The organism is Hydrogenophaga sp. (genome assembly GCF_041913525.1).
Taxonomy (GTDB): Bacteria; Pseudomonadota; Gammaproteobacteria; order Burkholderiales; family Burkholderiaceae_C; genus Hydrogenophaga.
The window spans coordinates 308,497-333,972 of sequence record NZ_JAYSFD010000002.1; the positions used below are offsets into that span (position 1 = coordinate 308,497).

32 protein-coding genes are annotated in these 25,476 nt (G+C 66.2%); 21 read left to right on the plus strand and 11 right to left on the minus strand.

Features of this window, described 5'->3' with window-relative positions; translation table 11 throughout:
- Position 1 precedes the first annotated feature (1 nt).
- Together ACE3RQ_RS04265 and ACE3RQ_RS04270 are read right to left on the minus strand one after the other, a co-directional pair.
- Positions 2–595, minus strand: a complete 594-nt coding sequence (locus tag ACE3RQ_RS04265) for a GNAT family N-acetyltransferase (RefSeq protein ID WP_374520246.1) — start codon at positions 593–595, stop codon at positions 2–4.
- 13 nt (positions 596–608) lie between these two features.
- Complete coding sequence (locus ACE3RQ_RS04270; protein WP_374520248.1) at positions 609–1,463, minus strand: AAA family ATPase; 855 nt, start codon at positions 1,461–1,463, stop codon at positions 609–611.
- A 140-nt stretch (positions 1,464–1,603) separates the two neighbouring features.
- Between ACE3RQ_RS04270 and ACE3RQ_RS04275 the strand changes: the two genes are divergently transcribed.
- The gene (locus ACE3RQ_RS04275; protein ID WP_374520250.1) at positions 1,604–2,260 is read left to right on the plus strand and encodes a cytochrome c; all 657 of its coding nucleotides are present in this window, start codon (positions 1,604–1,606) and stop codon (positions 2,258–2,260) included.
- A 75-nt stretch (positions 2,261–2,335) separates the two neighbouring features.
- Here the strand turns inward: ACE3RQ_RS04275 and ACE3RQ_RS04280 are convergent, their stop codons facing one another.
- Together ACE3RQ_RS04280 and ACE3RQ_RS04285 are read right to left on the minus strand one after the other, a co-directional pair.
- The gene (locus ACE3RQ_RS04280) at positions 2,336–2,770 is read right to left on the minus strand and encodes a DUF1841 family protein (protein WP_374520252.1); all 435 of its coding nucleotides are present in this window, start codon (positions 2,768–2,770) and stop codon (positions 2,336–2,338) included.
- 19 nt (positions 2,771–2,789) lie between these two features.
- Complete coding sequence (locus ACE3RQ_RS04285; protein WP_374520254.1) at positions 2,790–3,428, minus strand: trimeric intracellular cation channel family protein; 639 nt, start codon at positions 3,426–3,428, stop codon at positions 2,790–2,792.
- Positions 3,429–3,448: 20 nt separating this feature from the next.
- On the opposite strand from ACE3RQ_RS04285, the gene ACE3RQ_RS04290 reads away from it, so the two are divergent.
- The 3 genes from ACE3RQ_RS04290 (at position 3,449) to ACE3RQ_RS04300 (ending at position 5,394) form a co-directional block, all read left to right on the plus strand.
- Positions 3,449–4,198: a sulfite exporter TauE/SafE family protein gene (locus tag ACE3RQ_RS04290; RefSeq protein ID WP_374520256.1), complete on the plus strand. Its 750-nt coding sequence runs from the start codon at positions 3,449–3,451 to the stop codon at positions 4,196–4,198.
- 57 nt (positions 4,199–4,255) lie between these two features.
- Positions 4,256–4,873, plus strand: a complete 618-nt coding sequence (locus tag ACE3RQ_RS04295; protein WP_374520258.1) for an AAA family ATPase — start codon at positions 4,256–4,258, stop codon at positions 4,871–4,873.
- Between the two features lie 65 nt (positions 4,874–4,938).
- Positions 4,939–5,394 (plus strand): MaoC family dehydratase, encoded by a 456-nt coding sequence (locus ACE3RQ_RS04300; RefSeq protein WP_374520259.1) that lies wholly within the window; start codon positions 4,939–4,941, stop codon positions 5,392–5,394.
- A 24-nt stretch (positions 5,395–5,418) separates the two neighbouring features.
- On the opposite strand, the gene ACE3RQ_RS04305 is transcribed toward ACE3RQ_RS04300, so the two are convergent.
- From ACE3RQ_RS04305 to ACE3RQ_RS04315, 3 genes are all read right to left on the minus strand, one after another.
- The gene (locus tag ACE3RQ_RS04305) at positions 5,419–5,736 is read right to left on the minus strand and encodes a hypothetical protein (RefSeq protein WP_374520261.1); all 318 of its coding nucleotides are present in this window, start codon (positions 5,734–5,736) and stop codon (positions 5,419–5,421) included.
- Positions 5,737–5,859: 123 nt separating this feature from the next.
- Entirely contained in the window at positions 5,860–6,333 is a 474-nt protein-coding gene (gene trmL / locus ACE3RQ_RS04310; RefSeq protein ID WP_374520263.1) for a tRNA (uridine(34)/cytosine(34)/5-carboxymethylaminomethyluridine(34)-2'-O)-methyltransferase TrmL, read from the minus strand.
- 10 nt (positions 6,334–6,343) lie between these two features.
- Complete coding sequence (locus ACE3RQ_RS04315; protein ID WP_374520265.1) at positions 6,344–6,844, minus strand: ComF family protein; 501 nt, start codon at positions 6,842–6,844, stop codon at positions 6,344–6,346.
- A gap of 256 nt (positions 6,845–7,100) precedes the next feature.
- Between ACE3RQ_RS04315 and ACE3RQ_RS04320 the strand changes: the two genes are divergently transcribed.
- From ACE3RQ_RS04320 to ACE3RQ_RS04355, 8 genes are all read left to right on the plus strand, one after another.
- Positions 7,101–8,009 (plus strand): biotin synthase, encoded by a 909-nt coding sequence (locus ACE3RQ_RS04320; protein WP_374520267.1) that lies wholly within the window; start codon positions 7,101–7,103, stop codon positions 8,007–8,009.
- Positions 8,010–8,176: 167 nt separating this feature from the next.
- Entirely contained in the window at positions 8,177–8,653 is a 477-nt protein-coding gene (locus ACE3RQ_RS04325) for a DUF2244 domain-containing protein (protein ID WP_374520529.1), read from the plus strand.
- 162 nt (positions 8,654–8,815) lie between these two features.
- Positions 8,816–9,952 carry a cytochrome c oxidase subunit II gene (coxB, locus tag ACE3RQ_RS04330; RefSeq protein WP_374520269.1) on the plus strand — a complete coding sequence of 379 codons (1,137 nt, stop codon included), beginning with the start codon at positions 8,816–8,818 and terminating at the stop codon, positions 9,950–9,952.
- A 35-nt stretch (positions 9,953–9,987) separates the two neighbouring features.
- Positions 9,988–11,607 (plus strand): cytochrome c oxidase subunit I, encoded by a 1,620-nt coding sequence (gene ctaD, locus ACE3RQ_RS04335; RefSeq protein ID WP_374520271.1) that lies wholly within the window; start codon positions 9,988–9,990, stop codon positions 11,605–11,607.
- A gap of 22 nt (positions 11,608–11,629) precedes the next feature.
- A complete protein-coding gene (locus tag ACE3RQ_RS04340; protein WP_374520272.1) occupies positions 11,630–11,740 on the plus strand; it encodes a cytochrome oxidase small assembly protein in 111 nt (36 codons plus the stop codon).
- A gap of 38 nt (positions 11,741–11,778) precedes the next feature.
- Positions 11,779–12,396 carry a cytochrome c oxidase assembly protein gene (locus ACE3RQ_RS04345; protein WP_374520274.1) on the plus strand — a complete coding sequence of 206 codons (618 nt, stop codon included), beginning with the start codon at positions 11,779–11,781 and terminating at the stop codon, positions 12,394–12,396.
- Positions 12,393–12,599 carry a DUF2970 domain-containing protein gene (locus ACE3RQ_RS04350; RefSeq protein WP_374520276.1) on the plus strand — a complete coding sequence of 69 codons (207 nt, stop codon included), beginning with the start codon at positions 12,393–12,395 and terminating at the stop codon, positions 12,597–12,599. The genes ACE3RQ_RS04345 and ACE3RQ_RS04350 overlap by 4 nt, the downstream gene beginning before the upstream one ends.
- 67 nt (positions 12,600–12,666) lie before the next feature.
- The gene (locus ACE3RQ_RS04355) at positions 12,667–13,548 is read left to right on the plus strand and encodes a cytochrome c oxidase subunit 3 (RefSeq protein WP_374520278.1); all 882 of its coding nucleotides are present in this window, start codon (positions 12,667–12,669) and stop codon (positions 13,546–13,548) included.
- Positions 13,549–13,638: 90 nt separating this feature from the next.
- On the opposite strand, the gene ACE3RQ_RS04360 is transcribed toward ACE3RQ_RS04355, so the two are convergent.
- Positions 13,639–13,878: a twin transmembrane helix small protein gene (locus ACE3RQ_RS04360; RefSeq protein ID WP_374520280.1), complete on the minus strand. Its 240-nt coding sequence runs from the start codon at positions 13,876–13,878 to the stop codon at positions 13,639–13,641.
- Positions 13,879–13,929: 51 nt separating this feature from the next.
- Between ACE3RQ_RS04360 and ACE3RQ_RS04365 the strand changes: the two genes are divergently transcribed.
- The 8 genes from ACE3RQ_RS04365 (at position 13,930) to ACE3RQ_RS04400 (ending at position 21,038) form a co-directional block, all read left to right on the plus strand.
- The gene (locus ACE3RQ_RS04365) at positions 13,930–14,676 is read left to right on the plus strand and encodes an SURF1 family protein (RefSeq protein ID WP_374520282.1); all 747 of its coding nucleotides are present in this window, start codon (positions 13,930–13,932) and stop codon (positions 14,674–14,676) included.
- The gene (locus ACE3RQ_RS04370) at positions 14,657–15,334 is read left to right on the plus strand and encodes an SCO family protein (RefSeq protein ID WP_374520284.1); all 678 of its coding nucleotides are present in this window, start codon (positions 14,657–14,659) and stop codon (positions 15,332–15,334) included. The genes ACE3RQ_RS04365 and ACE3RQ_RS04370 overlap by 20 nt, the downstream gene beginning before the upstream one ends.
- 1 nt (position 15,335) lies before the next feature.
- Positions 15,336–16,496, plus strand: coding sequence for a heme A synthase (locus ACE3RQ_RS04375; RefSeq protein ID WP_374520286.1), 1,161 nt, complete (start codon positions 15,336–15,338; stop codon positions 16,494–16,496).
- Positions 16,493–17,398 carry a heme o synthase gene (gene cyoE, locus ACE3RQ_RS04380; protein ID WP_374520288.1) on the plus strand — a complete coding sequence of 302 codons (906 nt, stop codon included), beginning with the start codon at positions 16,493–16,495 and terminating at the stop codon, positions 17,396–17,398. Before ACE3RQ_RS04375 ends, cyoE begins: the two co-directional genes overlap by 4 nt.
- A complete protein-coding gene (locus ACE3RQ_RS04385; RefSeq protein ID WP_374520290.1) occupies positions 17,398–17,991 on the plus strand; it encodes an SCO family protein in 594 nt (197 codons plus the stop codon). Before cyoE ends, ACE3RQ_RS04385 begins: the two co-directional genes overlap by 1 nt.
- Positions 17,992–18,140: 149 nt before the next feature.
- A complete protein-coding gene (locus ACE3RQ_RS04390; protein WP_374520292.1) occupies positions 18,141–18,662 on the plus strand; it encodes a TRAP transporter small permease in 522 nt (173 codons plus the stop codon).
- Positions 18,659–19,957: a TRAP transporter large permease gene (locus tag ACE3RQ_RS04395; RefSeq protein WP_374520294.1), complete on the plus strand. Its 1,299-nt coding sequence runs from the start codon at positions 18,659–18,661 to the stop codon at positions 19,955–19,957. Before ACE3RQ_RS04390 ends, ACE3RQ_RS04395 begins: the two co-directional genes overlap by 4 nt.
- A 43-nt stretch (positions 19,958–20,000) precedes the next feature.
- Positions 20,001–21,038: a DctP family TRAP transporter solute-binding subunit gene (locus ACE3RQ_RS04400; RefSeq protein WP_374520296.1), complete on the plus strand. Its 1,038-nt coding sequence runs from the start codon at positions 20,001–20,003 to the stop codon at positions 21,036–21,038.
- Between the two features lie 68 nt (positions 21,039–21,106).
- Here the strand turns inward: ACE3RQ_RS04400 and ACE3RQ_RS04405 are convergent, their stop codons facing one another.
- Together ACE3RQ_RS04405 and ACE3RQ_RS04410 are read right to left on the minus strand one after the other, a co-directional pair.
- Complete coding sequence (locus ACE3RQ_RS04405; RefSeq protein ID WP_374520298.1) at positions 21,107–22,075, minus strand: Bug family tripartite tricarboxylate transporter substrate binding protein; 969 nt, start codon at positions 22,073–22,075, stop codon at positions 21,107–21,109.
- A 20-nt stretch (positions 22,076–22,095) separates the two neighbouring features.
- The gene (locus tag ACE3RQ_RS04410) at positions 22,096–23,124 is read right to left on the minus strand and encodes a CDP-6-deoxy-delta-3,4-glucoseen reductase (RefSeq protein WP_374520300.1); all 1,029 of its coding nucleotides are present in this window, start codon (positions 23,122–23,124) and stop codon (positions 22,096–22,098) included.
- 78 nt (positions 23,125–23,202) lie between these two features.
- Between ACE3RQ_RS04410 and ACE3RQ_RS04415 the strand changes: the two genes are divergently transcribed.
- Positions 23,203–24,117 (plus strand): SDR family oxidoreductase, encoded by a 915-nt coding sequence (locus ACE3RQ_RS04415; protein WP_374520302.1) that lies wholly within the window; start codon positions 23,203–23,205, stop codon positions 24,115–24,117.
- Positions 24,118–24,559: 442 nt separating this feature from the next.
- Here the strand turns inward: ACE3RQ_RS04415 and ACE3RQ_RS04420 are convergent, their stop codons facing one another.
- Positions 24,560–25,360, minus strand: coding sequence for an XRE family transcriptional regulator (locus ACE3RQ_RS04420; protein WP_374520304.1), 801 nt, complete (start codon positions 25,358–25,360; stop codon positions 24,560–24,562).
- Positions 25,361–25,476: the final 116 nt, after the last annotated feature.

Genomic DNA, 25,476 nt, shown 5'->3' on the forward strand with positions numbered 1-25,476 from the left:
GTCAGCCGCGCCGCTGCAGCAGGTACAGCAACTGTGCACGTGCCTCGGGCCATTCGCCAGCGCGCATGCTGTACATCACGGTGTCGCGGATGGTGCCGTCGCGCCGCAGCGCGTGGCCCCGGATCACGCCGTCCTTGCGGGCACCCAGGCGCTCAATGGCGCGCTGCGAGGCGAAGTTGAAGTTGTCGGTGCGCCAGCCCACCACGTGGCAGCCCAGCGTGTCAAAGGCGTGGCCCAGCATCAGCAGCTTGCAGGTGGTGTTCACGTGGGTGCGCTGCACGCGCTGCGCGTACCAGGTGTAGCCAATCTCCACCCGCTTCACCGCGGGCAGGATGTCGTGGTAGCTGGTGCTGCCCAGCACCGTGTCGCTGGCCTCGTCCACCACCGCGAAGGCAAACCGGCTGCCTTCTTCGCGCATGCGCAAGGCGGTTTCGATGTAGGCGCGCGTCTGCTCGGGCTCAGGCACCGAGGTCACGCGCAGCGTCCACAGCTCGCCGTCGGCGGCCGCGGCGCGCAGGCCGTCTTCGTGGTGCAGACCCAGGGGCTCCAGGCGCACACCACGGTCGCGCATCGTCACCGGCTCGACAAAGGCCATGTCACCGAACCCTTCAACGGTTTCTCTGGTTCATGAACACCAGCTTCTCGAACAGCGTGGTGTCCTGCTCGTTCTTCAGCAGCGCCCCCACCAGCGGCGGAATGGAGACCTTGTCGTCTGCGCTCTGCAGGGCCGACACCGGGATGTCCTCGGCCATCAGCAGCTTGAGCCAGTCGAGCAGCTCAGACGTGCTGGGCTTTTTCTTCAGGCCGGGCAGGTTGCGCACGTCGTAGAAGGTCTTCATGGCCACCTTCAGCAGGTCTTGCTTCAGGGTGGGGAAGTGCACCGCCACGATCTTCTCCATCGTTTCCGCGTCGGGGAACTTGATGTAGTGGAAGAAGCAGCGGCGCAGGAAGGCGTCGGGCAGTTCTTTTTCGTTGTTGGAGGTGATGAACACCAGCGGGCGGTGCTTGGCGCGGATCAGCTCGCGCGTCTCGTAGCAGTAGAACTCCATGCGGTCGAGTTCGCGCAGCAGGTCGTTGGGGAATTCGATGTCGGCCTTGTCGATCTCGTCGATCAGCAGCGCCACCGGCTCATCGGCGGTGAAGGCCTGCCACAGCACACCCTGCACGATGTAGTTGCGGATGTCTTTCACGCGCTCGGCGCTGTCGGTGGTGTTGAGCTGGCTGTCGCGCAGGCGGCTGACCGCGTCGTACTCGTACAGGCCTTGCTGCGCCTTGGTCGTGCTCTTGATGTGCCACTGCAGCAGCGGCATGCCCAGCGCCTGCGCCACTTCTTCGGCCAGCATCGTCTTGCCGGTGCCGGGTTCGCCCTTGACCAGCAGCGGGCGCTTGAGGGTGATGGCGGCGTTCACCGCCAGCATCAGGTCTTGCGTGGCGACGTAATTCTCGGAACCTTGGAACTTCATGGCGGGCCTTGCGCGAGGTAGTGGGCCCCGGGGCTGGCACATTGGCGTCTGCCGGGCCATGCCGGGGGTGGTCGTGTCGATATAATCGCCGGCTGTTTTCAAGCCGACCAACCCATTGTGCTAGCAAAATGACCCACCTGATGTCCTTGATCGCCCGTACCGTTGTCGCCGCTGCGACGTTCACCGTGGCCGCCGCATCGGCCCAGGCACAAGGCGTCACCGGTGACGTCGCCGCCGGCCAGAAGAAGGCCGAGATGTGCATCGGCTGCCATGGCATCCCCGGCTACCAGAACAGCTTCCCCGAAATCCACAAGGTCCCGATGATCTCGGGCCAGTCGGGTCCTTACATCGTGTCGGCACTCAAGGCCTACCAGAAGGGCGAGCGCAAGCACCCCTCCATGCGCGGTATCGCCGGCTCCCTGAGCGAGCAGGACATGGCCGATCTGGGCGCCTTCTACGCCTCGCATGCCGACAAGGCCGCCCCCGAAGCGCCCAAGACCGCCAGCGCCACTGCTGCCGCCCTGATCGAGAAGGGTGCCTGCGCCTCCTGCCACGGCGCCAACTTCAGCAAGCCCATCGACCCGAGCTACCCCAAGATCGGTGGCCAGCACGCCGACTACCTGTTCGTGGCGCTGAAGTCGTACACCGTGGAAGGCAATGCGGTGGTGGGCCGCTCCAACGGCATCATGGCTGGCATCGCCAAGCAGTTCAGCCCCGCTGAAATGCGCGAGATCGCCAAGTACCTCTCCAGCGTCGAGGGCGAACTGAAGGTGGTGCCGCAGTCGCGCTTCCGCTGAGCGGCTCTCGCCGCTCACGAAGAAATGCCGCTCCATGAGCGGCATTTTTGTTGGTGGGTGCGGTTCGCCGGGAATTCAGTCCCGCGTGGCGCGGCGGCGCACTTCGTCGATATAGTCCTGCCCATCGGGCGGTCGGCCCGCGCGCTGGCTTTCCCAGAGCATGCGGCCCAGGCACTCCATTACCTCGTGGTGGGCGGTGTGCAGGTCGCCCCGGCGCGCGGTGAGCAGTTCGACCGCCTGGCGAATGCCGGGCGGCTGGTCGATGCTGCACTGCTCGCTGATCGACAGGTGCATCGAGAGGTGCAGAAACGGGTTCTCGCGCGCCGCGTCAGGCTGGCTCAGCTTCGCCACCGCGGTGTCCACATCGGCCAGTTCGGCGTGGAACTCTGGGTGCTCGGTGATCCACTGGCCCGCCAGGGTCTCGATCGCTTCCATGGGCTGCTGCGCTCGCAGCTTGTTGTACACGCCGCAGAAGAAGCGGCGCACATCGGCTTGGGACGGATTGAACATGGCCCGATTGTCTCCGCCTTCAGAAACGCCACTCGGGCAGGCGCCAATCTCGCCACAGCGCCAGCCCGCGCAGGCCCGCCGTGACCACCACGCAGGCCGTGAGCGACACCCAGCCCGGCGTGTGCAGCGTCCACAAGCCCACGTACACCCAGCCGCCGGCAAAGGCGCAGATGGCGTAGGGGCGGTGGTCGTGAAAGGCGGTGGGAATGTCGTTGCACACCACGTCGCGCAGCACGCCACCGGCCACGCCGGTCACCAGGCCCATCAGCACCGCCACCAGCGCGGGCAGGTCTTGCACCAGCGCCTGGTGGGTGCCGGTGGCCACGAACAGGCCCAGCCCCAGCGCGTCGGGCCACTGCATGGCCCGCTCGGTGACCTGCACGTGCCGGCTGCGCAGGAACAGCATGGCCAGCACACAAAGGGCCAGCACGCCCCACAGCATCTCGACGTGGCGCACCCAGAAGAAGGGCCTTGAGTCCAGCAGCAGGTCGCGCAGCGTGCCGCCGCCAAAAGCAGCCAGAAAGCCCACGGCGCACACGCCCACCGCGTCCAGGCGCTTGCGTGCGCCCTCCAGAATGCCCGACAGGGCGAAGGCCGCCGTGGCCGCCAACTCGACAAGCAGGCGAAGGGTCTCGCCCCACAATGGAATGCTTTGCATCCCGCGATTGTCTCCGCACCATGACGCTCATCACCGATCCCTTTTTCTACCTGGTGGCGGTGCCCGCCGTGCTGCTGCTGGGCATCAGCAAGAGCGGTTTCGGCGCTGGCTTCGGTTCGCTCGCTGTACCCTTGATGGCCTTGGCGGTGAGCGTGCCGCAAGCGGCGGCCATCCTGATGCCGGTGCTGCTGCTGATGGACTTGTTGGGCATGGCGGCCTTTCGCCGCCACCTGGACCGCAGTCTCCTTTGGTTCCTGCTGCCCTGGGGCTTGGCCGGCATCGCGCTGGGCACCCTGCTGTTTCGCCTGCTCGACGGCCGCGCGGTGGCGGGCATTCTGGGCGTGGTGATCCTGGCGTTTCTGGCGCAGCGCCTGCTGTTTCCGCCCAAGCCCGATTCGCCGCCCCCGCCGCGCTGGGTGGGTGCCTTGCTGTCGGCCACTTCGGGTTTCACCAGCTTCATCGCGCACGCGGGCGGTCCACCCATCAACGCCTACGTCATTCCCTTGCGCCTCAGCCCGGTGCTGTTCACCGGCACCATGGCCTTCTTCTTTTTCTTCATCAACCTCTCCAAGTGGGTGCCCTACTACTGGCTGGGCCTGCTGGATTGGCGCAACCTGGGCACTTCGCTGGTGCTGCTGCCCCTGGCGCCGCTGGGTGTGTGGGTCGGCGTGCGCATCGCGCACCGCATTCAGCCCGTGCTGTTCTACCGGCTCATCCACATCGGCATGTTCCTCACGGCGGTCAAGCTGCTGTGGGATGCCTGGCGCTAACATCTCGCCATCCCGAGCAACCGGCGGCCAGCCAGGCCGCTTACCCAGGAGCCGAGCATGCCTATCGTGGTGGTGGCCAATCCCAAGGGGGGCGTGGGCAAGTCCACGCTGTCGACGCAAGTGGCCGGCTATTTCGCCAGCCAGGGCCATTCGGTGATGCTGGGCGACATCGATCGCCAGCAGTCGTCTGCGCTGTGGTTGCGCCTGCGCCCGCCCCAGGCGCGGCCCGTTCAGGGCTGGGACATCTCACACGACCTCATTGCCCGCCCGCCCAAAGAGGCCACCCACGTGGTGCTGGACACGCCGGCGGGCCTGCACGGCTGGCGCTTCAAGGACGCGCTGAAAATCGCTGACAAGGTGCTCGTGCCGCTGCAGCCCAGCATTTTTGACATCTACGCCACCCGGGCTTTTCTGGACGAGTTGCAGGAGTCGCGCCACGCCCGCGACTTGCAGGTGGGCATCGTGGGCATGCGGGTGGACGCCCGCACCATCGCGGCCGAGCAGTTGCAGACCTTTGTGAATGGCCTGGGCCTGCCGGTGCTGGGCCACCTGCGCGACACCCAGAACTACATCCACCTGGCCGCCCGTGGCCTCACCCTGTTCGACGTGGCACCGTCGCGCGTGGAGCGCGACCTGCAGCAGTGGGCGCCCATCTGCCGCTGGCTCGACGCCTGAGGGTGGCCAATGCCCTGTCGCCTCGCCGACAGGGGGATCGCCTCGCTCTTGCCTAGAGTGGGGGCATGCGCACCTTCAACACCATTGCCGAACTGGCCGCCTGCACCGGGCAGGACGTCGCCGTGAGCGACTGGATTCCCATCACGCAAGAGCGGGTCAACCTGTTCGCCGACGCCACCGGCGATCACCAGTGGATTCACGTGGACCCCGAACGGGCCAAGGCCGGACCATTTGGCGCGCCCATCGCCCATGGCTACCTCACCCTCTCACTGATGCCCCTGTTCTTTGACACCGCCCTGGTGTTGAACGGCTCGGAAATGGGCGTGAACTACGGCCTCAATCGCGTGCGCTTCACCAACCCTGTGCCCGTTGGCAGCCGCCTGCGCGCCCACCTGCACCTGGTCTCGGCCGAGCCAGTGGCCGGTGATGGCACTCAGTTTGTCTGGAAGGTCTCGGTGGAGCGGGAGGGTTCGGACAAGCCGGTTTGCGTGGCCGAGGCCGTGGTGCGGCGTTACCCCTGAGCCCTTGGCGCGCTCGGACTCGGTTCACCGAGCCCGGGCCAATTGGCGTGGGTCTAGCCAGCCATCGAAGCAGTGGGCGATGCCGTCCACGCGCTTGGCGGCTTCGGTTTGGTTGTGCTGTTGCGAAATGATCTGAAACGCGTCCAGCCGCAGCATCCAGATTTCTTGCGGCGTGCGCGCCAGCTCGATGCGGGCCTTGAGTTGATCCGTGGCCTTGCCCGGGCAGTCGTCCACGATGGCCATGAGCGGCAAGCGCATGGCAGCCAGGTCTTTGAGCCGGGCTTGGCGTGGGGCCCGGTGGCCCAGGGCGCCGTTGACGAGGCGGACGATGGCAGGAATCACGGCTTTCTCCAGTGATGACCCGGCTGAAAAGGCGAACTCAGATCATCGGCAGCTAACGGAAAATTATGAGACCGTCCGTCCTGCCCGGGTCTGGGTATTCGCCCCCATGTGGCGTGAACTTCGTCACGCAATAGCGCCGGCAAAGCCCAATTGCCGCCAACCCTCGAACACCGTCACGGCCACCGCATTGGACAGATTGAGACTGCGTTGGCCCTCGCGCATGGGCAGCCGCAGCCTTTGCGCCAAGGGAAACGAGTCGCGCAGGTCGCTGGGCAAGCCCTGGGTTTCGCTGCCAAAGACCAGCCAGTCGCCGGCCTGAAAGCGCGTGTCGAAGGCGTTGTGGCTGCCCCGGGTGGTGAAGGCAAAGCAGCGCTCGGGCCGAGGTTGGACCAGGGCGACGAAGGCGGCCCAACTGGCGTGGGTTTGCACCGAGGCGTACTCGTGGTAGTCGAGACCGGCGCGCCGCAGTTGCTTGTCGTCCAGCGAAAAGCCCAGCGGCTCAATCAGGTGCAAGTGGCAGCCAGTGTTGGCGCACAGGCGGATCACGTTGCCCGTGTTGGGCGGGATCTCGGGGTGGACCAGAACGACGTTGAACATGGGGCCGTGATCATAGCGATGGGGTGCGCGCCAGCACCAGCGCCGACACTTCCCGCGCGCCCGCCTGCCGCAGGGCCCGGCCCGCGGCTTGCAGCGTGGCGCCGGTGGTGCTCACGTCGTCGATCAGCAAGACGCGCCGCCCCGCGAGGTGTTGGGCGCGCGCGGGGTGTGCCACCATCACACCATCGAGGTTGCCCAGGCGCTGTGCGCGGTTGAGCCGGTGCTGCGATGGCGCGGCCCGCAGGCGAACCAGCGCGTCGGGCAGCAGGGTCTGGCCGGGCCTGATCGGCAGGCGCCGCGCCATCTCCCAGGCCTGGTTGAAGCCGCGCTCGGCGAGCCGCTCCACCGCCAGCGGAACCGGCACGATGTGGTCGGCCTGAGCCAGGACATCGACAGCGCCGGGCGCGCTTTGCAACAAGTCAGCCCACACGCGCGCCCAACCAATCTCTTGCTGAAACTTGAAGCGGGCGATGAGGCGGTCCCAAGGGTAGCCATAGTCCACGGCCGCCACGCACCGCGCCAGGCACGACTGGCCCGCCAGGCAGCGCGCACAGTGCGTGGCGCCAGGAGGGGCGGGAAGGGCGCAGCCCTGGCAGCGCGCCCGGGGTGCGGCCCAACGGCACAGGCAATCGGTGCACAGTGGGCCACCGGGCCAGCGTCCACAGACCTGGCAGCGGCTGGGCCATCGGGCTGTCCATTGGCGCCAGGGGGAATGCATCGGGCCAATATACTGGGCCGCGCTTTTGCTCCGTCCCCCCGGTATTTCTGTGTCTTCTTCCCCTGCCGCCCTGTCCGCCGTCCCCGGTCTGGATCCCGTCGCCAGTGCGCGCTGGGCCTCGGCCATTCGTTTGTCCAGCCCCTGGCTGCACGAAGAGGTGGGTACCCGCATGCTGGACCGCCTGCAGTGGTTTCGCGAGATGCCCAAGAGCTGGCTTGATTGGGAACCCATCGACGGCGGGCTGGCCGCGCACCGCCAGTTGCGCGAGCGGCTGCCCGATGCCGAGTGCCTGGTACAGGCCCGCCACCTTCCCCAGGCCCTGGCCGCCACCCGCGAGGCGCCTCGCCTGGGTTGGAACCCGCTGCAATGGCGCCGCGCCAGCGCCCCACGAGAGCTCTCGTCCGACAGCAAGGTGCAGATGGTCTGGGCGAACATGGCCTTGCACCGCGAACCCAGCCCCGAAGGCCTGATGCGGCAATGGCACCGCCTGGTCGACACCGGCGGCTTTCTGATGTTTTCCTGCTTCGGGCCCGATACCCTGCGTGAGTTGCGCGCGGTGTACGCGGCACAGGGCTGGCCCGCGCCTTCGCACGATTTTGTCGACATGCACGACTTGGGCGACATGCTGGTGCACGCGGGGTTTGCTGAACCGGTCATGGACATGGAGCGCATCGTGCTCACTTACAGCGGCGCCGAGCCTTTGTTGGCCGAGTTGCGCGGCCTTGGGCGCAACCTCAATGCCGCTCGCTGGCCCAATTGCCGTGGCCGTGCTTGGCGACGCCAACTGGTGCGAGCCTTGGAGGAAGGCCTGCCACGCGACGACCAAGGCCGCCTGAGTTTGACCTTCGAGGTGGTCTACGGCCACGCCTTCAAGGCGGCCCCAAAGCTGGCGGTGGCCCCCAACGCCACCGTGGGGGTGGACGATTTCCGGGCGATGCTCAAGGGTTCGCGGCGCTGATTGACCGCTTGGCCAGGGGCAGAGTCCGACTCCGATGTGACGGCATGTGGGGCGAAGCGAGCCCAGTGGCCGCTACAATCGCCCCCGTTCGAAATTCCTAGGGCATTTTCCCTGCGCGGGCGATTCTGGACGACCGGAGTCGCCATCAACCGGTGTGGGTGGTGGGTGTGACCAGCAGCGATTTCCGTTTCGCGACCTTGTCGGACGCGGGCATCGAATGGGCATTGAAGCGCAATTGCTCGGTCACCCCTGCCCAGTTGGGCGCCCTGTATGCCTCGCTGTGCGGGGTGTCCATGGCAGTGGCCGGTTTTTTCTGGGTTCAGGGCGCCACCCTGGTTCTTCCCTTTGCAGCCATCGAGTTGCTGGCGGTGGGCGCGGCCTTTCTGGTCTATGCCCGTCACGCCACCGACAGCGAGCGCATCCGGTTGAGCCAAGGGCGCCTGGTGATTGAAGTGGAGACGGCAGGTCGTCTGAGCCGCTGCGAATTCCCCCGCGAATGGGTGCGGGTGGAGCCGCGGCGCGAAGACGATCACCTGATCGAGGTGCTGGGAGGGGGGCGCTCCGTCAAGGTGGGGCGGTTCCTGCGGGCTGAGCTACGACCAGCGCTGGCCAGGGAGATTCGCCTCGCACTGCGTGGCGTTTGATGTAGGCGGCGGGAGCGTCCATGGGGCGATCCTCGGAAAGTTTGTTCTAATCGGCATTGATATAAATCAATACTTATATTTGAGGCGCTAAAAGTGAGTACGACGAAGAAAACGCTGCATTCCCTGCGACACCGGTGGACTGCGCTGCGCAACGCGGGCAGCATGTTGGCGCTTGGCGCTGGCGCCTGGGTTTCGGCAGCGGCCCAGCAGGTCAAAGACCTGCCCGGTGGCCCGGCCGTCAACCAGCTGAACTTTGCCCCCCCGGCCACCCGCATCGCCGAGGAACAGCACTGGCTGCACTGGTTCATGATGGGCATCTGCGCCGTCATCTTCGTCGTGGTGTTCGGGGTCATGTTCTATTCGATCCTGAAGCACCGCAAATCGGTGGGCCACAAGGCGCAAGCCCTGCCCGAGCCCATCTGGGTTGAGCTGGGCTGGACCATCGTGCCGCTGCTGATCGTGATCGGCATGGCGCTGCCCGCCACCAAGGTGCTGGTCGCCCAGAAAGACACCACCAACGCCGACGTGACCATCAAGGCCGTGGGCATGCAGTGGAAGTGGGGCTACGAGTACCTCAAGGGCGAGGGCGAGGGCATCAACTTCCTCTCCACCCTGGACAACAACCACCGCGTGATGTCCTCCAGCGGCAAGCCCGAGGCCACCGACGACTACCTGCTGAAGGTGGACAACCCCCTGGTGGTGCCGGTGGGCAAGAAGATCCGCATCATCACCACCGCCAACGACGTGATCCACGCCTGGATGGTGCCGGCCTTCGGCGTCAAGCAAGACGCGATTCCCGGCTTCGTGCGTGACACCTGGTTCCGCGCCGAAAAGGTGGGCGATTTCTACGGTCAGTGTGCCGAGCTGTGCGGCAAGGAACACGCCTACATGCCCATCCACGTGAAGGTGCTGAGCGCCGAAGACTATTCCGCCTGGGTGGCCGCCGAGCAGAAGAAGCTCGCCGCCAAGGCCGATGACCCCACCAAGGTGTGGAACCTGGCCGATCTGGTCAAGCGTGGTGAGTCGGTGTATGCCGCCAACTGCCAGGCCTGCCACCAAGCCAACGGCAAGGGCGCCGGCCCCATCAAGCCTCTCGACGGGTCGGCCGTGGTGGTCGATGCCGACAAGGCCAAGATCATCAACGTGCTGCTGAACGGCCAGAACAACGGCGCCATGCCCGCCTGGAAGCAACTGTCCGACACCGAGCTGGCCGCGGTCATGACCTACGCCAAGAACAGCTGGTCCAACAAGACCGAGCAGATCATCCAGCCCGCTGACGTGCTGGCAGCCCGCAAGTAAGCCGGCCCACCGATTGAGACCCTGAGGAAACGACGATGAGTGCAGTTCTTGACCACCACGACGCACACGGGCACGACCACGACCACCACGCCCCCACGGGCTGGCGCCGCTGGGTGTTCGCCACCAACCACAAGGACATCGGTACCCTGTACCTGCTGTTCTCGTTCACCATGCTGATGATCGGCGGCCTGCTGGCCCTGGGCATCCGCGCCGAGCTGTTCCAGCCCGGCTTGCAACTGGTGAACCCGCAGCTGTTCAACCAGCTCACCACCATGCACGGCCTGATCATGGTGTTCGGCGCCATCATGCCGGCCTTCGTGGGCTTCGCGAACTGGATGCTGCCGCTGCAAATCGGCGCCTCCGACATGGCCTTCGCCCGCATGAACAACTTCAGCTTCTGGCTGATGATTCCGGCGGCCATCATGCTGGTGGCGTCGTTCTTCATGCCCGGTGGCGCCCCCGCCGCCGGCTGGACGCTGTACGCGCCGCTGACGCTGCAGATGGGCCCCTCCATGGACGCTGGCATCTTTGCCATGCACATCCTGGGTGCCTCGTCCATCATGGGCTCGATCAACATCATCGTGACCATCCTGAACATGCGCGCGCCCGGCATGACGCTGATGAAGATGCCCATGTTCTGCTGGACCTGGCTCATCACCGCCTACCTGCTGATCGCCGTGATGCCCGTGCTGGCTGGCGCGATCACCATGACGCTGACTGACCGCCACTTCGGCACCAGCTTCTTCAACCCCGCCGGCGGCGGTGACCCGGTGATGTACCAGCACATCTTCTGGTTCTTCGGTCACCCCGAGGTGTACATCATGATCCTGCCCGCCTTCGGCATCGTGAGCCAGGTGGTGCCCGCCTTCGCGCGCAAGAAGCTGTTCGGCTATGCCTCCATGGTGTACGCCACCGGCTCCATCGCCATCCTGTCCTTTGTCGTGTGGGCCCACCACATGTTCACCACCGGCATGCCGGTGACCGGTCAGCTGTTCTTCATGTACTCGACCATGCTGATCGCCGTGCCCACGGGCGTGAAGATCTTCAACTGGATCGCGACCATGTGGAAGGGCTCGATGACCTTCGAGACCCCCATGATGTGGGCGGTGGGCTTCATCTTCGTGTTCACCATCGGTGGCTTCACCGGCCTGATTCTGTCGGTCGCGCCGATCGACATCCAGATGCAGGACACCTACTACGTGGTGGCCCACTTCCACTACGTGCTGGTGGCCGGTTCGCTGTTCGCCATGTTCTCGGGCATCTACTACTGGCTGCCCAAGTGGACCGGCGTGATGTACAGCGAGACCCGCGGCAAGATCCACTTCTGGTGGTCGATGATCTCCTTCAACATCACCTTCTTCCCGATGCACTTCCTGGGTCTGGCCGGCATGCCCCGTCGCTACGCCGACTACCCCATGCAGTTCGCCGACTTCAACGCCATCGCTTCCGTGGGCGCCTTCGCCTTCGGTTTCGCCCAGGTGTACTTCTTCGTGGCCGTGATCATTCCCGCCATGCGCGGCAAGGGTCAGCCCGCCCCGCAGAAGCCCTGGGACGGCGCGGAAGGCCTGGAGTGGGAAGTGCCCTCGCCGGCGCCTTTCCACACCTTCGAGAACCCGCCCAAGCTGGACGCCACCGCCACCAAGGTGATCGGCTGATTGACTCGCAACGGAGCACGCCATGAAGTCTGAACAACGCAAAGACAACGTCCGCCTGGGCCTGATCCTGGCGTCCGTGGCCGTGGTGTTCTTCCTCGGCTTCGTGGGCAAGATCGTGCTGCTCGGGGGTTGAGGCCCCCGGCGCACCGATCACACAACGGACACTTCACCGTGGGACTGCGGCAAGAGAACCTCAAGATCGTGGGCAAGCTCAGCGTGATCGCGCTGGGCATGTTCGCTTTCGGCTACGCGCTGGTGCCGATCTATCGGCACATCTGCGACGCCCTCGGCATCAATGTGCTGGCGGTGTCGGAGCGTCGCGTGCCGGGTGCCGCCCCCACGACCGCGCCGATCAACACCCAGGTGGACGAAAGTCGCACCATCACGGTCGAGTTCGACACCAACGTTCGCGGCCCCTGGCAGTTCAAGCCGGCGGTTCGCTCGCTCCAGGTTCACCCAGGCGAGCTGACCACGGTGCTCTACGAGTTCCAGAACGTCCAGGACCGCACCATGGCCGCCCAGGCCATTCCCAGCTACGCCCCCAAGCAGGCCGCCTCGCACTTCAACAAGCTCGAGTGCTTCTGCTTCACCCAGTACACGCTGAAGCCGGGCGAGAAAAAGGAATGGCCGGTGGCCTTCATCATCGATCCCCGTCTGCCGAAGGACGTGACCACCATCACTTTGTCGTACACCTTCTTTGAGGTGGGCGGCAAGGTGCCGGCCGCGCCCGACGGCGACATGCCGCAGGCCCAGAGCCCGGCCGCCCGCACGGACAAGGGAGCCGTATGAGCGAGCCAGTGCATCGGCGTCGGGGCAGCCTCATTGGCACGGTCAAGGCCGTGCTCTGGGGTTTCCTTGGCATTCGGCGCAATGCCGACTACCAGAAAGACATTGAGCGGCTGAACCCGCTGCACATCATGGCCGTGGGCGTCGTGATGGCCTTTCTGTTCGTCGGCGCCCTGATCCTGCTGGTGAATTGGGTGGCCGGCTGACCTGGCCCCCGATCCGACGAGACCATTTTTAGATACCCCTAGCATCACAAGCACAACAGGAGTCAGCATGTCAGCAGCAACCCACGGCACGACGCCTTATTACTTTGTTCCGGGTCCTTCCCGGCACCCGGTCATGGCGTCCATCGGCCTTTTCTTCGTGATCCTGGGTGCCGGCCAGTGGATCAACGGCGCCCAGTGGGGCGCCTACTCGCTGGCCTTCGGCCTGGCCTTCTGGCTTTTCGTGCTGTTCCAGTGGTTCCGTGACTCCGTGCACGAGAGCGAGTCGGGCCTGTACGGTCGCAAGATCGACCTGTCCTATCGCTGGAGCATGAGCTGGTTCATCTTCTCGGAGGTCATGTTCTTCGGTGCCTTCTTCACCGCGCTGTGGTGGGCCCGCACCCACGCCGTGCCGGCGCTGGGCAGCATCGAGAACTCGCTGATCTGGCCTGACTTCTCCGCCGTGTGGCCCAGCGCCCAGGTGGGTGCCACCGCCTCGCCGGCCGGCATCGTCGAGCCCTTCCAGACCATGGGCCCCTTCTGGCTGCCCACCATCAACACCGCGCTGCTGCTCACCTCGGGCGTGACGCTGACCATTGCTCACCACGCTCTGCAAGTGGGCAACCGCGCCAAGACCATCGCCTTCATGTGGATGACCGTGATCCTGGGCGTGGTGTTCCTGTTCGTGCAGGGCTATGAGTACGCCCACGCCTACGCTGACCTGAATCTCAAGCTCTCGTCGGGCATCTTTGGCTCCACCTTCTTCCTGCTCACCGGTTTCCACGGCTTCCACGTGTTCGTGGGCATGCTGATGTTGCTGTTCATCACCCTGCGCCTGCAAAAGGGCCACTTCACCAAAGAGCGCCACTTCGGCTTCGAAGGCGCCGCCTGGTACTGGCACTTCGTGGACGTGGTGTGGCTGGGCCTGTACATCCTGGTCTACTGGATGTAATCGGGGCAGGGGCGGAACTTCCGCCCTTTGCCGCCCTCAAGAAAAAAGCGCCCGGTGGCGCTTTTTTCTTGGGTGCAGCAGGCGGCTGGCTCAGCGACCGACGGGCAAGCCGGTGGGCTGAATCCAGCCCATGCGCCAGCTCAGCAACACCACCAGAAACAGCAAGATCGAGAAGCCCACCCGGAAGGCCAGGGCGCGCGCCATGTGGTTCTTGCGTGGTGCGGCCGTTTCACCGTCCGATGCAGCCCCGCCACCGCGCATCATGAACACGAGGGCGGCCGCCAAGCTGCCGATGATCGCGATGAAGGCCAAGATGACAAGGTATTTCATGCCCGCCATTATCCCGCCGCAGCATGCCCCGGCACGCCGGTCAACCACCACATGAACCTGTCTCGACAGTCCCTGCGATTCTGGATCGTCACCCTGGCGGCTGTGCTCACCACGGCCGTGACCGCTTCGCTGGGCGTGTGGCAGCTCAACCGAGCGGCACAAAAGTTGGCGCTCAAGGCTGAGATGGACGCCCGCGCCCTGCAAGCGCCCTGGGGTCAGTCCGATTTGCTGGCGGCGACCAACCCAGGCGATGGCGTCTACCGCGGCGTGACCCTGCGCGGTCGTTGGGTCCAAGGGCATGACGTTTACCTGGACAACCGCCAGATGGACGGCCGCGTGGGCTTTTTCGTGGTCACCCCGCTGCGCTTGAGCGGCAGCGAGCGGGCGGTGCTGGTGCAGCGAGGTTGGGTGCCGCGGGATTTCAATGACCGCCAGCGGGTACCGCCCATCGAATCGCTGCCGGGCGAAGTGGAAATCGACGGGCGTTTGGCCCCGCCGCCGGCTCGGCTGTACGAGTTCGCCGAATCGCCGCCTGGCCCCATCCGGCAAAATATCGACCTCGCCGCCTATGCGCGCGAGACGGGCCTGAACCTGCTGCCGGTGTCGGTGCAGCAGACCGGCCCCGACAGCGACGGCCTGATGCGCCGCTGGCCCGCACCGGCCGTGGACGTCAGCAAGCACCACGGCTATGCCTTCCAGTGGTTCGCCCTGTGCGCCTTGGTGGCCTCGCTCTACCTCTGGTTCCAGATTTTTCTTCCTCGCCGAAAGCGCAATTCCCATGGCCCAGACGCCCGATGAACCCCTGACGCTGACCGTGCACAACCTGCCCACGCCCGAAGGCGCTGGCGCGGCGGCGGCGGTCGACACGCGCGCCGGTCGCTGGAAGATGTTGCTCATCCTCGCGGTGTGTGCCGCCCCGGTGATCGCCTCTTATTTCACCTACTACGTGATTCGCCCCGAGGGCCGGCGCAACTACGGCGAACTCGTGAATCCGCAGCGCACCTTGCCGGCCTTTTCGGGCACCGACGTGCAAGGTCGCGAGGTGCCGCTGGCCAGCCTGAAAGACCAGTGGCTGCTGATCAGCGTGGCCGACAGCGCCTGCAACAAGGCCTGCGAAGACCACCTGTACCTGCAGCGCCAGTTGCGCGAAACCCTGGGCAAGGAAAAAGGGCGGCTCGACTGGGTCTGGCTGCGCACCGGGGATGTGGCGCTGAGCGAACCGCTGAAGCAGGCCACTTCTGCCGCCACCGTGTTGCACGTCAAGGCCGACGACCTGGCCACCTGGCTGCAGCCGGCGCCTGGTCACCGCCTGGAAGACCACCTGTACCTGGTCGATCCCCTGGGCAACTGGATGATGCGTTTCCCCTCGCCGCTGGACCCGCAAAAAGCCAAGCGCGACCTGGACCGCCTGCTGCGCGCCTCCTCGTCTTGGGACCGGGAAGGCCGGGAGCACTGAGATGGACGCCCAACCCCTGTACGACCTCGCCCCCATCGCCCGGCTGATGCTGCTGGGCGTGGTGATCGCCCTGGGCCCGCTGGCTTGGGTGTGGCTACGCAACCGCCATGCGCCACCAGCGCACCGCCTGCGCGTGCTCACCTTGGTCACGCTGTTCCTCACCTTTGACCTGGTGCTGTTCGGCGCCTTCACCCGGCTCACCGACTCGGGACTGGGTTGCCCCGACTGGCCGGGTTGTTACGGTGCCGCCAGCCCCATCGGCGCGCACGCCGATATCTCTGCCGCTCAGCAGGCCATGCCCACCGGGCCGGTGACTTTCTCCAAGGCCTGGGTGGAAATGATCCACCGCTACCTGGCCACCGCCGTGGGCGTGCTGATCTTGGTGCTGGCCGCGGTGAGTTGGGTGGAGCGCCGTCGCCTGAGCGTGCACTGGGCCTGGCCGCTGGTGACCTTGGTCTGGGTCTGCCTGCAAGGCGCCTTTGGCGCCCTCACCGTGACCATGAAACTCTTCCCAGCCATCGTGACGATGCACCTGCTCGGCGGTCTGGTGCTGCTGGCCCTGCTGCGCGCACAGGCCGTGGCGTACCAGATGGGCGAGCTGGGCAGCCAGGGGCGCCAGCCGGTGTCTGCCGGCCTGCGCCTGGCGCTCGTCGCGGGCTTTGCCCTGGTGTGGCTGCAGATCGCCCTGGGTGGTTGGGTCAGCACCAACTACGCGGTGCTGGCCTGCAGCGATTTCCCCACCTGCCAGGGCAGTTGGTGGCCCAGCATGAACTTCCACGAAGGTTTCACGCTGTGGCGTGAGCTGGGCGAGAACCACCGCGGCGAGGCCATCGGCTTTCCGGCCCTCACCGCCATCCATTACGTGCACCGCCTCATGGCCTATGCCGTGCTCGCCGTGCTGCTGGCGCTGGCCTGGCGCCTGTGGCGCCACCCGGCCCTGGCCCGCACCGCGCGCCTGCTGCTCGCCGTCGCGTTGTGGCAGTTCGTCACCGGCCTGAGCAACGTGGTGCTGGATTGGCCCCTGCTGGCCGCCGTGAGCCACACGGGCGGTGCCGCTGCCCTGGTCATCGTGTTCACCGGCGCCATCGCCTCCACCCGCCGCTCGCCCCAGGGCAGTGCGGCGCCTTCTTCTTCTTTGTCTTTGTCCGGGTCCACGCCATGAGCACCGCACCCAGTTCTCCCGTGGCCGTGCCGCTGCCCTCCACCTGGCGCCAGTTCTACGCGCTGACCAAGCCGCGTGTGGTGCAGCTCATCGTCTTTTGTGCCCTGATCGGCATGGTGCTGGCCGTGCCGGGTGCGCCCACCTGGGCCCAGGTGCAGCTGGCCGCCGTGGCCTGCTTTGGCATCTGGCTGGTGGCCGGTGCCGCCGCGGCCTTCAACTGCGTGGTCGAACAGCAGATCGACGCCAAGATGAAGCGCACCGCCTGGCGGCCCACGGCCAAGGGCGAACTCACCAATTGGCAGACGCTCAGCTTCTCGGCGGCCCTGTGCGGGGCGGGCTCGGCCATTCTGTACTGGTGGGTCAACCCGCTCACCATGTGGCTCACCTTCGCCACCTTCGTGGGCTACGCGGTGATCTACACGGTGGTGCTCAAGCCGCTGACGCCGCAGAACATCGTGATCGGTGGCGCCTCCGGCGCCATGCCGCCGGTGCTGGGCTGGTCGGCCATGACGGGGGTGGTGGCGCCCGAGGCGCTCATCCTATTCCTCATCATCTTCCTCTGGACGCCGCCGCACTTCTGGGCCTTGGCCTTGTACCGGGTGGAGGACTACCGCAAGTCCGGCCTGCCCATGCTGCCCGTCACGCACGGCTCCGAGTTCACGCGCTTGCAGATCCTGCTGTACACCATCGTTCTGCTGGCGGCCACGCTCATGCCCTTCATGATGCGCATGAGCGGCTGGTTCTACCTGGTGTCTGCCCTGCTGCTGGGCCTGGGTTTCTGTGGCTACGCCTTCGCGTTGTGGCGCCATTACTCCGACGCGCTGGCCCGCAAGACCTTCCGCTTCTCGCTCATTCACCTGTCGCTGCTGTTCGCGGCGCTCCTGATCGACCACTACCTGTGATGTTCACCATGCACCGCCGAACCTTGCTGGCCGCCGCCATCGCCACCACCTTGCTGGGCGCGTGTTCCAAGCAGGCCCCCGCCTTCAAGGCCGTGGACATCACCGGGGCCGAGTACGCCACCGGCTTCAACCTCACGGACCACAATGGCCAGAAGCGCACCCTGGCCGACTTCAAGGGCAAGGCGGTGGTGATCTTCTTTGGCTACACCCAGTGCCCGGACGTGTGCCCCACGTCCATGACCGAACTGGCACAGGCCAAGCAACTGCTGGGGCCGGATGGCGACAAGCTGCAGGGCCTGTTCATCAGCGTGGACCCCGAGCGCGACACGCCCGAGGTGATGAAGGCCTACATGGCCAGCTTTGACCCGACCTTCCTGGCCTTGTACGCCCCGGCGGGCGAGCTGCCCGAGGTGGCTCGCCAGTTCAAGATCTACTACAAGAAGGTCGATGGCCCCACGCCCACCAGCTACACCATGGACCACGCCGCGGGCAGCTATGTGTACGACACCCAGGGCCGCATCCGGCTGTACCACCGCTACGGCTCGGGCGCGCAGGCGCTGGCCGATGACGTGAAGCTGCTGCTGGCCGAATAAGGCGCGTTGCGCCAGTGGCGCACCGACTTGGGGCAGGGCGGCGTTTATCATGGCGGCTTCGGCCGAACGGTGCCCCGTAGGGTGACCGAGCGGCCTTGGCCTCCGCGATCACGGCCGCGGTTCCTGCAGCGATGTCCGCCGCCTTGCCCATGTCCGACCCCACTTCCCCTGACCTACCCGAGACGACCGCGGCCGACGAGCCCACGCGCGTGCCCCTGCGCCTGGAAGACTGGCTCACCGTGGTCTCCATGGCCCTGCTGGCCCTGATCACCTTTGCCAACGTGCTGGTGCGTTACTTCACCGACCAGTCGTTCGCCTGGACGGAAGAGTTCTCGGTCTTCCTGCTCATCGTGATGACGCTGGTGGGTGCTTCGGCAGCCGTGGCGCGCAACCGCCACATCCGCATTGAGTTCCTGGCCGACGGCGGTACCCCGCAGCGCCGCCACCGCCTGGCCCTGCTGGGTGCCCTGGCCATGGCCTTGCTGTTCTTCGTGATCGCGGTGCTGTCGGTGCGCATGGTGTGGGACCACTACATCTACGAAGAGATCTCGCCCGGTCTGGGCTTGCCCCAGTGGTGGTATTCCATCTGGCTGCCGGTGCTCTCGCTGGCCATCGGCCTGCGCGCCGTTGGGCGCTTCCATCGCCTGCGCCGCGCGGGGGTGCAGGCATGATCGCCGCGCTGCTGTTCACCATCTTCATCGTGGCCATGCTGGCCGGCGTGCCCATCGCGGCGGCGCTGGGCCTGGCGGGTGCGGCGGCCATTGCCATCGCCGACCAGGGCACGCAATGGTTCGGCCTGCTGGCGGTGCCGCAGAACTTCTACGCCGGCCTGGGCAAGTACCCGCTGCTGGCCATTCCCATGTTCGTGCTGGTCGGCTCCATCTTTGACCGCTCGGGCGTGGCCTCGCGCCTGGTGCGCTTCGCCCTGGCCATCGTGGGGCCGGGTCCCGGCATGCTGCCGCTGATCGCCATTGCCGTGGCCATGTTCCTGGGCGGCATCTCGGGCTCGGGCCCGGCCACCGCCGCGGCCGTGGGCGCGGTGATGATCGCGGCCATGAAGCGCGCCGGCTACCCCGACGCCTATTCCGCCAGCGTGGTGGGCGCGGCCGCCGCCACCGATATCCTCATTCCGCCTTCGGTGGCCTTCATCGTGTACTCGGTGCTGGTGCCGGGCGCCTCGGTGCCGGCCCTGTTTGCCGCTGGCATGGTCCCCGGCATCCTGGCGGGCCTGGCCCTCATCGTGCCGGCGGTGTGGCTGGCGCGCACCCACCGCATGGGCGCCCGCGAAGGCGACGTGGAGCGCCCGCCCTTTTGGGCCAGCCTGCGCGAGGCCGCGTGGGGCCTGGCCGCGCCGGTGCTCATTTTGGGTGGCATGCGCATGGGCTGGTTCACGCCCACCGAGGCCGCTGTGGTGGCGGTGTTCTATGGTCTGTTCATCGGCATGGTGGTCCACCGCACCATTCGCGTTCGCGACCTGTTCGACATCTTCCGTGAGGCGGGCGAGACCTCGGCCATCATCCTGATCGTGGTCTCGCTGGCCGGCATCTTCGCCTTCTCGCTCTCCACCCTGGGCGTGATCGACCCGGTGACCAACGCCATCGTCAATTCCGGTCTGGGCGAGTGGGGCGTGATGGCGCTCATCGTGTTGCTGCTCATCGTGGCCGGCATGTTCCTGGACGGCATTTCCATCTTCCTGATCTTCGTGCCGCTGCTGCTGCCCATCGCCCAGCACTTCTCGTGGGACCTGGTGTGGTTCGGCGTCATCCTCACGCTCATGGTGGCCCTGGGCCAGTTCACGCCACCGCTGGCGGTCAATTTGATGGTGTCCTGCCGAATTGCGCGTGTGCCCATCGAGGACACCGTGCGCTGGATCGGCTGGATGCTGGTGGCCATGCTGCTGGTCACCGTGGCCGTGATCGCTTTCCCGCAGCTCGCGCTGTGGCTGCCCGCGCGCCTGGGCTACTGAGGCCGCTTTCCCGTTCCCAACAATCTGTTCAAAGGAGACCTTGATGAAACTGCGTTCCCTGCTCGCCGCGGCCCTGGCCGCCACCTCCCTGGCGATGGTGCCGGGCCTGGCCTCGGCGCAAGCGCCGGCCTACAAGCCCGAGTACCGCATGTCGCTGGTGCTGGGCACCGCCTTTCCCTGGGGCAAGAGCGGTGAGATCTGGGCCAACCTGGTGCGCGAGCGCACCCAGGGCCGCATCAACATCAAGCTGTACCCCGGCGTGTCGCTGCTGCAGGGCGACCAGACCCGCGAGTTCAGCGGTCTGCGCCAAGGCGTGATCGACCTGGCCGTGGGCTCCACCATCAACTGGTCGCCGCAGGTTCGCCAGCTCAACCTGTTCTCCATGCCTTTCCTGATGCCCGACTTCGCGGCCATCGACGCCCTCACGCAAGGCGAAGTGGGCCAGCAACTGTTCAAGGACATCGAGCGCGCCGGCGCGGTGCCGCTGGCCTGGGGCGAGAACGGCTATCGCGAGATCTCCAACTCCAAACACGCCATCAAGACCCCGGCCGACCTGAAGGGCCTGAAGATTCGCGTGGTGGGCTCGCCGCTGTTCCTGGACACCTTCACCGCCCTGGGCGCCAACCCCACGCAAATGAGCTGGGCCGACGCCCAGCCGGCCCTGGCCAGCAAGGCCGTGGACGGCCAGGAGAACCCGCTGTCCATCTTCACCGCCGCCAAGCTGCACTCGGTGGAGCAGAAGCACCTCACCCTCTGGGGCTACGTGGCCGACCCGCTGATCTTCGTGGTCAACAAAGACGTCTGGGCCAGCTGGACCGAGGCCGACCGCAAGATCGTGCGCGATGCCGCCATCGAAGCCGGCGCCCAGGGCAAGGCCCTGGCCCGCAAGGGGCTGGTGGAGCCGGGCAAGCCGCTCATCAAGCAGATCAGCGACCTGGGCGTGACCGTCACCGAACTCACGCCTGAGCAGCGCGCCGAGTTCGTCAAGGCCACTCGCCCGGTGTACGAGAAGTGGAAGAAGCAGATCGGCGCTGACCTGGTGGGCAAGGCCGAGAAGGCCATCGCCGCTCGCAAGCCGTAAGGCCTGCCGCGTCCAAAGCAAAAGCCCCGCACTGCGGGGCTTTTGTTTGGGCGATTGATCAGCGCGGATCAGTCCACCTTGGCGCCGCTGATCTTCACCACCTTTTCGTACTGCGCGCGCTCGCGCTGCATGAAGGCCGCGAACTGCGCGGGCGTGCTGGGCGCGGGTTCGGCCATGAGGCCGGCGAACTTCTGCTTCACCTCGGCCGAATTCAGCGCGGCCGTGAAGGCGGCGTTGAGCTTGTTCACCACCTCGGCCGGGGTGCCGGCCGGCGCCACCAGGCCCCACCAGGTGTCGATCTCGAAACCCGGCAACGTGTCGGCCACGGTGGGCACATCGCCCATCAGCGGCGTGCGCTGCGTGGAGGTCACCGCCAGGGCCTTGAGCTTGCCCGAGCGAATGTTGGGCGCGGCGGCGGCCAGGTTGTCGAAGTTGAAGTCCACCTGCCCCGACAGCAGCCCCAGTTGCGCCGGGTTGGCGCCGTTGTAGGGAATGTGCAGAGCGAAGATGCCGGCGCGGTTCTTGAACAACTCACCTGCCAGGTGCCCGGCGCTGCCATTGCCGCCCGAGCCGTAGTTGAGCTTGGCGGGGTTGGCCTTGGCATAAGCGATCAGGTCGCGCACCGACTGGATGTTCAGCCGCTTGGCGGCCTCGGCGTTCATCACCAGCACATTGGGCACGCGCAGCATCTGGGTGATGGGCGCGAAATCCTTGGCCGGGTCATAGGGCAGCTCTTTGAACAGCCAGGGGTTGATGCCGTGCGAGGCGGTGGTGGCGATGCCCAGCGTCAGCCCATCGGGCGCGGCCTTGGCCACCTGCGACACACCGATGTTGCCGCCAGCGCCGGGGCGGTTTTCCACGATCACCGTGCCCAGGCTGTCCTTCACTGCGTCGGCCAGCAGGCGGGCCGTCACGTCGATCGGGCCACCCGCCGCGAACGGCACCACGATGCGGATCGGGCGTGCCTGGGCCCAGGTGGCCGAGGGCAGGGCGGCGGCGGCGAGCAAGCCGGCGGTGACGAAGCGGCGGTTCAGCATGGTGTCTCCTGTGGGGTGGTTCAGGCCTTGTCGGCGGCGCTGGTGAACGAGTCGGCGAAGAAGGCTTCCTCCGGCAGGCCGGCGGCCTTGTAGTCGCGCTGGGCCGACTCCACCACGATGGGCGCGCCGCAGGCGTACACCTCAAAGCCGCTCAGGTCGGGGTGGTCTTCCAGCACGGCGCGGTGCACGAAGCCAGTGCGGCCGGTCCAGGCGTCTTCGGGCAAGGCATCGGACACCACCGGCACGTAGGTCAGGTTGGGCATCTCGGCCAGCTGGGCCTCGATCCAGGCGCTCTGGTACAGGTCGGCCGGGCGGCGACCACCCCAGTACAGCGTGGCCGGGCGCTGGATGCCCTTGAAGCGCATGTGCTCAATGATCGCCTTGATGGGCGCGAAGCCCGTGCCAGATGCCAGCAGCACCATGGGCTTGTCGCTGTCCTCGCGCAAGAAGAAGCTGCCGTAGGGCCCTTCGATGCGCAGGATCTCTTTTTCCTTCATGTTGGTGAACACATGGTCGGTGAACTTGCCACCGGGCATGTGACGCAGGTGCAGCTCGATGCCCGGGGCTTGCGCCTGCGTGTGCGGTGCATTCGCCATGGAGTAGCTGCGGCGGTCGCCGTCGCGCAGGATGAACTCGACGTACTGGCCGGCGTGGTACTGGAAGGTGTCGCTGGCGGGCAGCTGCAGCTTGAGCACCATCACGTCGTGGGAAGCGCGCTCCAGGCCGGCCACGCGCACGGGCATCTTCTTGATCGGGAAGGCGCCGGCCTCGGTGACCTGGCGCGATTCCAGCACCACGTCGGTCTTGGCCACGCCGCAGCAGGTCAGCACATAGCCGGCCGCTTCTTCTTCAGCGCTCAAGGCCTTGGCCTGATGTGCACCGTGCTCCACGGTGCCTGAGAGCAGCTTGCACTTGCACGAGCCACAGGCGCCATCCTTGCAGCCATAAGGCAGGCCAATGCCCTGGCGGATGCCCGCGGCCAGCATGGCTTCATCGGGTTCGGCGGTGAAGGTGCGCCCGCTGGGCTGCACGGTAATGGTGAATGTCATACTCGTGGACTCTACGAAGAATGGGGCGGCTGCCCCGTGCAACACGCAACCGCGCATTGTCGCAAATCCGCATTTCGCATGAACCAGATTGGCGCTTTGCCCGCACGTTTCCGCCGCGAGCGGGTTCTCATCATCGGTTGTGGCGACGTTGGCTTGCGCGCCGCCCGGTCGCTGTCCAAGGGATTGCGCGTGATGGCCTTGACATCAACCCCATCGCGCGCCACCGAATTGCGCCAGCGTGGCATCGTGCCCCTGCTCGGCAACCTCGACCAGCCCGACACCTTGCGCCGCCTCGCCGGTCTGGCCACCCGGGTGCTGCACCTGGCGCCACCGCCCTCTACCGATCTGGCCGACTGGCGCCGCGACCCCCGCACCCTGGCGCTGGTGCGTGCGCTGGCCCTGCGCTCGGCGCCCGCCGCGCTGGTGTATGGCTCTACCACCGGTGTCTATGGCGACCAAGGCGGCCGCTGGGTGAGTGAAACCACGCCCGCCCAGCCCCAGACCCCGCGCGCCGAACGCCGGGTGGACGCCGAAACCCTGGTGCACGGCTTCGGTCGGGTGGTGGGCACCCGCAGCACCGTGCTGCGCATTCCTGGCATCTACGCCAACGACCGCAAAGGGGGAACGCCTCGAGATCGGCTGATGCGCGGCACGCCAGTGCTCCAGGCCGAAGACGACGTCTACACCAACCACATCCACGCCGATGACCTGGCCCGAGCCTGCGCCTTGGCGCTGTGGCGCGCACGCCCCCAGCGCACGGTGAACGTGGTGGACGACACCGAACTGAAGATGGGCGATTACTTCGATCTGGCCGCCGATCTGTACGGCTTGCCGCGCCCGCCGCGCCTGCCACGCCAGACCGCTCAGGCCCAGTTGCCTTTGATGTTGTTGAGCTTCATGAGCGAATCGCGCCGTCTGCGCAACGAGCGATTGAAGAGTGAGCTGCGCCTGCGCCTTCGCTACCCCACCGTGGCCGAAGGCTTGCTCGCTTGATGCCGGGTGGGCGGCTTACGTCCACGCGGGCGTGCCGTCCCACTGGGGCAGCAAGACCACGGCTCTCGCCAAGCCACTGAGGTCGGATTCGCTTCGGTCCGCGCCAGGGAGCCCGTGCACGTCTTCCAATTCGACGTGGACCGCGCGCCCAGGCTTCAGCTGCTGCCCATGGCGTCGCCAGAAGGTTTCGGCCTTCAACCCTGGCCATCGGATGTGCCAGGTAGATGGCCGGGCGCGCAAGGTGTCGTGTGCCACCAGTCTCAGGACGAACGGCTCTTGCTGGTGAGGGGTTAACACCCCGACCGACGCGAGTTTGAGAATGCCTTGCGCCCTCATGGCCTGCATTCACCTGGCCTGCAACGGTGCCCCATGTGTCTTCATCTCCTCGCATTTGACGATGCAAAGATTTTAAACACGTATGTGATCGATGGCGATTCGACGACTAAATGTGGCTGCTGAGCTTGAGCAGCACCCGGCCAATCAACACCGACGCCGGCCCAAACGATTTGCGCGGGAACCGGGCTTGGTCAGGATGGTCTGCGTGCAGCCACCATTGCCCTCCGTCGCGGTTGAGCCGTCTCAAAATCACAGTGCCGTCCTGATCAAGTGCAAAGACTCGACCGTCCGTCGGGGTCGTGGCGTCAGTGTTCAGCACCACGGTGTCGCCGTCGAACAGGCTGGGCTCCATGTCCGAGCCACTGACTTGAATGGCCACCAAGTGCTCTGGTCGGGCCGAAACGCTGCGAAGCCATGCCGGGTGCAAGAGCAATGGCGCGATGCCGTTGTCGTCGGGTTCGGTGACGAGACCCGGGCCCTGCAGCGGGAGCAGCAGGCGAGAGCGCCTCAGCACCACTGTGCCGGGGTCCCCGTAGGGCGGTGCCACGCTGTTGACCAGGGTCATGCTGCCCAGGCCATCGGCGAGCCATTTGTGCGAAATGCCCAGGGCCTCTGCGATCTGGGGCAGGCTGCCCCTCGATTGGCGCGCGCCCGATTCGATGTTGCCGATCGTGCCTTGGCTCACACCGGCGGCCGCCGCCAGGTGATTCTGGGTCCAGCCCCGCTGCAAGCGGGCATGGCGAAGGCGTTCGGCGACGGTTTTCACACGCGCGATGTTGATGGTGCAACCGTGATCGAAGCCAATCACGTATGTGACTGTTCGCGGTTTGGGGTGAACTCCCTGGGAATCGGATCGGGCGTGCTCGGCGGCAGGTGTGGCGCGCGCCGCTAAAAGCTGGTGCGCCATGGCCTCGTGTGCTTGGCGCCGTTGTGACAAGTTGCCACCAGCCTTGGTGCCGGAGGCCGGAATCGAACCGGCACGTTGTTTCCAACGGCAGATTTTGAATCTGATACAGAAAGTGA

Bases quoted from the DNA above. Each gene is read 5' to 3' on its own strand.
- ACE3RQ_RS04265 (WP_374520246.1), bottom strand. From the start codon at position 595: ATGGCCTTTGTCGAGCCGGTGACGATGCGCGACCGTGGTGTGCGCCTG.
- ACE3RQ_RS04270 (WP_374520248.1), bottom strand. From the start codon at position 1,463: ATGAAGTTCCAAGGTTCCGAGAATTACGTCGCCACGCAAGACCTGATG.
- ACE3RQ_RS04275 (WP_374520250.1), top strand. From the start codon at position 1,604: ATGTCCTTGATCGCCCGTACCGTTGTCGCCGCTGCGACGTTCACCGTG.
- ACE3RQ_RS04280 (WP_374520252.1), bottom strand. From the start codon at position 2,770: ATGTTCAATCCGTCCCAAGCCGATGTGCGCCGCTTCTTCTGCGGCGTG.
- ACE3RQ_RS04285 (WP_374520254.1), bottom strand. From the start codon at position 3,428: ATGCAAAGCATTCCATTGTGGGGCGAGACCCTTCGCCTGCTTGTCGAG.
- ACE3RQ_RS04290 (WP_374520256.1), top strand. From the start codon at position 3,449: ATGACGCTCATCACCGATCCCTTTTTCTACCTGGTGGCGGTGCCCGCC.
- ACE3RQ_RS04295 (WP_374520258.1), top strand. From the start codon at position 4,256: ATGCCTATCGTGGTGGTGGCCAATCCCAAGGGGGGCGTGGGCAAGTCC.
- ACE3RQ_RS04300 (WP_374520259.1), top strand. From the start codon at position 4,939: ATGCGCACCTTCAACACCATTGCCGAACTGGCCGCCTGCACCGGGCAG.
- trmL (WP_374520263.1), bottom strand. From the start codon at position 6,333: ATGTTCAACGTCGTTCTGGTCCACCCCGAGATCCCGCCCAACACGGGC.
- coxB (WP_374520269.1), top strand. From the start codon at position 8,816: ATGTTGGCGCTTGGCGCTGGCGCCTGGGTTTCGGCAGCGGCCCAGCAG.
- ctaD (WP_374520271.1), top strand. From the start codon at position 9,988: ATGAGTGCAGTTCTTGACCACCACGACGCACACGGGCACGACCACGAC.
- ACE3RQ_RS04340 (WP_374520272.1), top strand. From the start codon at position 11,630: ATGAAGTCTGAACAACGCAAAGACAACGTCCGCCTGGGCCTGATCCTG.
- ACE3RQ_RS04350 (WP_374520276.1), top strand. From the start codon at position 12,393: ATGAGCGAGCCAGTGCATCGGCGTCGGGGCAGCCTCATTGGCACGGTC.
- ACE3RQ_RS04355 (WP_374520278.1), top strand. From the start codon at position 12,667: ATGTCAGCAGCAACCCACGGCACGACGCCTTATTACTTTGTTCCGGGT.
- ACE3RQ_RS04360 (WP_374520280.1), bottom strand. From the start codon at position 13,878: ATGAAATACCTTGTCATCTTGGCCTTCATCGCGATCATCGGCAGCTTG.
- ACE3RQ_RS04365 (WP_374520282.1), top strand. From the start codon at position 13,930: ATGAACCTGTCTCGACAGTCCCTGCGATTCTGGATCGTCACCCTGGCG.
- ACE3RQ_RS04370 (WP_374520284.1), top strand. From the start codon at position 14,657: ATGGCCCAGACGCCCGATGAACCCCTGACGCTGACCGTGCACAACCTG.
- ACE3RQ_RS04375 (WP_374520286.1), top strand. From the start codon at position 15,336: ATGGACGCCCAACCCCTGTACGACCTCGCCCCCATCGCCCGGCTGATG.
- cyoE (WP_374520288.1), top strand. From the start codon at position 16,493: ATGAGCACCGCACCCAGTTCTCCCGTGGCCGTGCCGCTGCCCTCCACC.
- ACE3RQ_RS04385 (WP_374520290.1), top strand. From the start codon at position 17,398: ATGTTCACCATGCACCGCCGAACCTTGCTGGCCGCCGCCATCGCCACC.
- ACE3RQ_RS04390 (WP_374520292.1), top strand. From the start codon at position 18,141: ATGTCCGACCCCACTTCCCCTGACCTACCCGAGACGACCGCGGCCGAC.
- ACE3RQ_RS04395 (WP_374520294.1), top strand. From the start codon at position 18,659: ATGATCGCCGCGCTGCTGTTCACCATCTTCATCGTGGCCATGCTGGCC.
- ACE3RQ_RS04400 (WP_374520296.1), top strand. From the start codon at position 20,001: ATGAAACTGCGTTCCCTGCTCGCCGCGGCCCTGGCCGCCACCTCCCTG.
- ACE3RQ_RS04405 (WP_374520298.1), bottom strand. From the start codon at position 22,075: ATGCTGAACCGCCGCTTCGTCACCGCCGGCTTGCTCGCCGCCGCCGCC.
- ACE3RQ_RS04410 (WP_374520300.1), bottom strand. From the start codon at position 23,124: ATGACATTCACCATTACCGTGCAGCCCAGCGGGCGCACCTTCACCGCC.
- ACE3RQ_RS04415 (WP_374520302.1), top strand. From the start codon at position 23,203: ATGAACCAGATTGGCGCTTTGCCCGCACGTTTCCGCCGCGAGCGGGTT.
- ACE3RQ_RS04420 (WP_374520304.1), bottom strand. From the start codon at position 25,360: ATGGCGCACCAGCTTTTAGCGGCGCGCGCCACACCTGCCGCCGAGCAC.